The sequence below is a fragment of the Candidatus Methylacidiphilales bacterium genome (assembly GCA_028713655.1).
Lineage (GTDB): Bacteria > Verrucomicrobiota > Verrucomicrobiia > Methylacidiphilales > JAAUTS01 > JAQTNW01.
In genome coordinates this window covers 1-5,265 of sequence record JAQTNW010000074.1, presented here as the reverse complement: position 1 = coordinate 5,265, position 5,265 = coordinate 1, and the positions used below count along the sequence as shown (strand labels likewise).

The following is a 5,265-nucleotide window of genomic DNA, read 5'->3' as shown; positions in this document are numbered from 1 at the left end:
CGTCCGTTTTCGACTGGTTGAAGCTGTTGCTGGAAAGCTGGCTGTTGGACACGGCCTTGGAGAAATAGGCGACCACCAGGCCTGTGAGCAGGACCACAAAGGCCAGAACAATCACCAGTGCGGCGCCATCCCGTTTCTCTAGGGCCTGTGCTGAGATCTGTAAAGTTTTTACTCGCATAGAGGACGCTCAAAAACTACAATGTATTTACTTAAGATATACAATAATTCTTTTGAAATGCAAGTATTGTAATTATTGCAAAAGAGTTTGCGAAGATCGGAGAGAGAATAAACGGCCATATTATAAGAAGCGACGGTACGTGGCTGATAATTGAGTCCCAGATGCTTCACAACTAATATGCCTGATATTATTATTAGAGCTGTTTTTGAGTGAGGCAACGGATTGCGCATGCAACGCGTTGCGCCATATACCCCTTTTTAATATAACATTTTAGCAGCAAATTAATGTTTGCCCGTAAATATCCAACCCAGGTACATGAAGATCACAAAGCACACTTGAAACTGAAAACTTGAACACGTTTCAAATCCCGGCCTGCCCTGATGGTTCTCGGACGATGGGAGAGCGAAGACTTAACACTTGCAGAAGGTCACGGGTGTAAGACTGCGGATGAGCTTCGGTGAGGTTTCGCGTCGAAGGAGTTGTTGAGACGCCTTCCGCAAGGTTGGGGAGCTTCATTTGGGCGCTTGATTCTGCGTCTGAGCATTTTAGTTGTGTTGCAACATATTTTCAGGATGATCTCCACTGATGAATCAGGCAGGGTTGGGCGTTGGAAAAAATATGAATAATGAAAAGGCGAAGCAACGCCACAGCAAGAATAAATCCCGCAGGAAGGCTCCAGTAGGAGGCTTTTTCGGATTCGACAGATGCCTGGACCTGGCATATCCCGGCGATCTTCGGACCAGATTATCCCGCTCAATCAAGCTGGTGGAACCCGAACTGGATCTCGAGAACTGGCTGGAACATCCCGATATTACGGAGCAGATTGAAATTCTCTTTGCCACATGGAACATGGCCGTCATGGATGAGAAGTTTCTTGCCCGGTTTCCGAAGCTTCGGGCTGTCTTTTATGCTGCCGGATCCGTCAAAGGTTGGGCCACCGAGGAAGCGTTTGACCGCGGGATACGAATCAGCAGCGCATGGGCGGCGAACGCCATTCCGGTTGCTGAATATACATTGGCCGTCATTCTCCTCAGCCTGAAGCGCTTTTGGCACCATGCAAATGACTGCCGGATGCGTCATGTGTGGCGCCACCAGAGCGATGTGCCGGGTGTTTATAGCTCCGTGATCGGACTGATTTCCCTGGGAGCCGTGGCCCGGACTGTGGCGTGGAAACTTGCGGATCATGAGGTTGAGGTGATTGCCTACGACCCATTCGTTTCTCCCGCCCAAGCTAAAAAACTGGGTGTTAAATTGTTGCCTCTCGAGGAAGTTTTCCGTCGCGCTGATGTGATCAGCCTCCACACACCGTGGTTGCCCGAGACGGAAAATCTTGTGAATGAGCGCCTGCTGCGCCTGATGAAACCCGCATCCACCTTGATCAATACCGCGCGCGGTGCGGTTATTTGCGAACCGGATTTGTGCCGGGTGCTGGCCGAACGTTCCGACATCACGGCCATCCTCGATGTGACGCAGCGTGAACCCCTCCGACCCGATTCGCCTCTTTGGACCCTGGAAAATGTCATTCTTACCCCCCATATCGCGGGAAGCATGGGGAATGAAATTACGCGGATGGGACATTGGATGGCCGGGGAGGGGCTCCGCTATACAAAAGGCAAGCCTCTTCAACACGAGGTCACGCGCCCGATGCTCGGACGCATGGCATGAATCCTAACACCCCCGTTTCCGATTCATCTGTACCGCTTGATTCCAGAAAAGATTGGTTTGCATTGGGTTTGCGCCTCTTGCGCCCCATCCTGGAGGAGATCCGGTCGGGCCGGACGGCAAAAATACATTTCCAATCCACCGCCAGCGTCTCGCGCCCGGATGCGCGCCGCAAGGAATGGGAACTCCGGCTTTTATGGCTGGCTGCGCCGTTGCTGGCGTTGGAAAAGAACGACCCGGAAATCCTGCTCGAGTCGGGTGAGAAGGCGGGTGTTGCCGCGTTCATCCGGGAGATGATCGCAAAAGGAGTGGACCGGCGCCGGAGCGATTGCTGGGAACTTCCCAACCCGGTGATGGACCAGGGCATCGTGGAGGGATCCGCACTCGCGTACGCCCTTGTCGTCGCCCGCGGGATGCTCTGGGACAAAATGCCGGATGAAACCAAAGAGGGGATCAACCGCTGGTTCGACGAGATCCTGGCGAGCTTCAAATATTCCATCAATAACTGGAATCTGTTTCCGGTACTCATCCATCTGGCCAAACAGAAGCTCGGATTGCCGTACGACCGCTCGCTGATCGACGGGCTTTTGGAGGAGGTAGAGAAGATGTACATCGGGGATGGATGGTATGCCGACGGTTATTACCGGCAGTTCGACTATTACGTTCCGTGGGCAATCCAGTTCTATCTGATTGTTGCCGCGGAATGGCTGAGGGAGGAACGGCCCCAATTTACCGCCACCGTTCACGAAAGAGCGCTTGAGTTTTCGAAGGACTTTGAATGGTATTTTGATTCCTGCGGCAGAAACATTCCCTATGGAAGGAGCCTGACCTACCGGTTTGCCGTGAGCGCCTTCTGGAGCGCCTGCGCCTGGGCGCGCGTGCCGGGCGTGGATCTGGCAAAATGCCGGAAACTTGCGACACACAACGTGGAATGGTTTTTCGGCAAGGGCATCCTGACAAACGCCGGGCTGCTTTCAGTGGGATATGCCTATCCGAATGAAAAAGTGGCGGAGCTTTATATCAGCGACGGCAGCCCGATGTGGGCTTTCAAAACATTTCTTCTCCTGGCCATTCCGGAGGACAGTCCCGTTTGGACTGGGACGCCATCGGAAACGAAAGGTGAGGGGCAGAACCACATCCGTAGCACAAACTGCATCATTGCCCGGCGCGATGGCGGGCAGCATGCGGTTTTGTACAATGGAGGATCGTTCCATCCTTACAACCTGGGCAATCATCCCGCAAAATATGGCAAGTTCGCCTATAGTTCCCATTTTGGATTCAATGTTGCGGACGAGACGCAGCCGAGCATGGACAGTATTCTGAGTTTGAGTCCCGACGGACAACTCTGGAGCCACCGGCACCATTTTGAAATTCTTCCCTCCGAAACGGGCTGTCTCCTCAGCAAGCACCAGCCTTTCAGTTGGGACCCGTCCACCCTCGTGGCCACTGCCCTTGTCGTATGGGGTGACTGGCATGTGAGGCTTCATTGGTTGCAGCTTGCCTGCGACTATATTGTCAGAGACGGCGCATTCCCGGTTGCCGTGACCAACTGCGAATATATTGACAAGGAATCCTTCCAGTGGAAGGACGGCATGGGCCTGTTCACCCATGCGGGGTCTTGCGCGATTTTTGGCGAACTCGGGGCATCAACTCTTTCCCTCACGGGCCGCCAGATTCAGGTGAATCTCTATGAACGGGCGGTCGTTGTGCCTTTTCGAGAAGCCAAATGTGCCGCGGGCGCGCATTTTTGGGCGACTTCCGTTTATGCCTCATCCCGGCGGAGCGCTCCCGAAGCCGTTGCCGCGCAGCGCCCGCGCGTCGAGTGGAAGCATCCCGGAAATGCGACGGTCATTTGGCCGGACGCCTCAAGCTGCTCCATTGCGATGCGCATGCCGGAACAGCCGCTCAAGATCCATGCAGGCGACGGCAAAGTCTGGGACATGGAAACCCGGAAGGTTGTGGCGTCGTAATGTCGCTTTGGCAACTGAATTATATTCCGTAAACCGGTTTGGCGTACACGCCGGATTTGACCTGTGCGGGCGTGACATCCTTGCGGATAAAACGAAGAAAGAAGCCCCAGGCCCCGCCGTGATTAAGGTCCATGCCCACCTGGATCAAATGCGTCCCTGCGGAGAGGGAGGCGGGTTTGTTGCTCTCGTCTGCAAAACAGGGATTGGTGCCATTCATATTGATAAAGTGAGACTTTCCATCAATCCAAAGCCGGAAGGGCCCGTCGTAGCCCATCAGGAAGTTCAGACGCATCGGTTCCGATAGCTCCAGCCGGGCGGCGAAATAACAGTGCCCTTGACGGCCAATCCAACGGGGCCTCTCCATGACGAATCCTTCCAGGCCAAATTGGTTTTCCCCATAGGTTCTGACCTCGACGCCGAGCGCATCCACATCGGGAGCTGAAATCCGATCCAGAGCCAGGGCAGACTCAATGGGAGCAGTCACCTTCCATTGTTTGATAAAGGGAAGATAGGCCTGGTGTTTGCCCACAACCTGAGGACCGAAAACGGGCAGGGAATGATCCCGGGCATCCGTGATATTGCAAATCGGCACGGTTCCAATCCCGTAACACAATTTCGCTCCGGGATAATTGGACAGCAGATGCAGCCGTACTGTGTTGCCGTGAAGCGTGGTTTTATAAATGGCACGCTGGTCAACGCCTTCCTCATTCACCAGTGCAAATCCGACTGGTTCGCCGGGCGCCTGCAATCCTCCCGCAACGTCCTTGAATACAACGTCCATGGCAGGGCCGATAGGTGGGGGGACGCCTTTTAACATTTTTTGGGCGGAAATGGTTTTGAGCTGTGGCGGCGCTTTTTCACGGCGGTTGCCATGCACGAGACGGTCGGCTTCGTGTGCAAGCCGCAAGGCCAGGCGGGAATGTCCGGTTGCAGAAATATGAATGCCATCATCCATCGAAAGATCGATGGCGGCCACCACCGCCAGATTTTTGATGCTGCGCGGCAAAAGGCGTTGTTGTTCCTGAATCCGGTTCCAGAGCAGGTCATCGCCCGGAGGATGGTTTCCAAAAAAACGCGCAATCTGCACTGTCAGCCAGGGAAGCCCGGGCTGACGCAGATCCTTACGCAGCGTGGTCACCAACTTTTTCATCCGATCCGTGTATTGGGGAACGGCCTCCGCATTCGCATCGCTTTCGCCCTGATACCAAAGGACTCCGGCAACAGGTTGTCCGGTTGCCTCCACCGAATCCATCAGCGAACCATAGAGCGAAGTTTTTTCGTCCATCATCCGGACGGGGCTCCATTGCGTCATGCTCGTGCCTCCATGAGCGGCGCAAATCAAGCCCTGGGGTACGCCCGTGCGCCGCAGCATTTCGTGTGCAAACCACAGGCCGGGCCCCACGCCCTTGTAGCTTGTGCGCCGGATCTTTTTCGATTCCTCCGCCGTGCATTGTT

At 54.6% G+C, this 5,265-nt stretch carries 3 protein-coding genes; 2 read left to right on the top strand and 1 reads right to left on the bottom strand.

Going from position 1 to position 5,265, the window contains the following annotated elements; genetic code table 11:
* Nucleotides 1-796 precede the first annotated feature (796 nt).
* Together PHD76_14960 and PHD76_14955 are read left to right on the top strand one after the other, a co-directional pair.
* Entirely contained in the window at nucleotides 797-1,843 is a 1,047-nt protein-coding gene (locus PHD76_14960; GenBank protein MDD5263141.1) for a hydroxyacid dehydrogenase, read from the top strand.
* Nucleotides 1,840-3,810 carry a DUF2264 domain-containing protein gene (locus tag PHD76_14955; GenBank protein MDD5263140.1) on the top strand — a complete coding sequence of 657 codons (1,971 nt, stop codon included), beginning with the start codon at nucleotides 1,840-1,842 and terminating at the stop codon, nucleotides 3,808-3,810. Before PHD76_14960 ends, PHD76_14955 begins: the two co-directional genes overlap by 4 nt.
* A 19-nt stretch (nucleotides 3,811-3,829) precedes the next feature.
* Here PHD76_14955 and PHD76_14950 read toward each other — a convergent pair.
* On the bottom strand, nucleotides 3,830-5,265 hold a 1,436-nt coding region (locus PHD76_14950; protein ID MDD5263139.1), incomplete at its 5' end, for a sialate O-acetylesterase.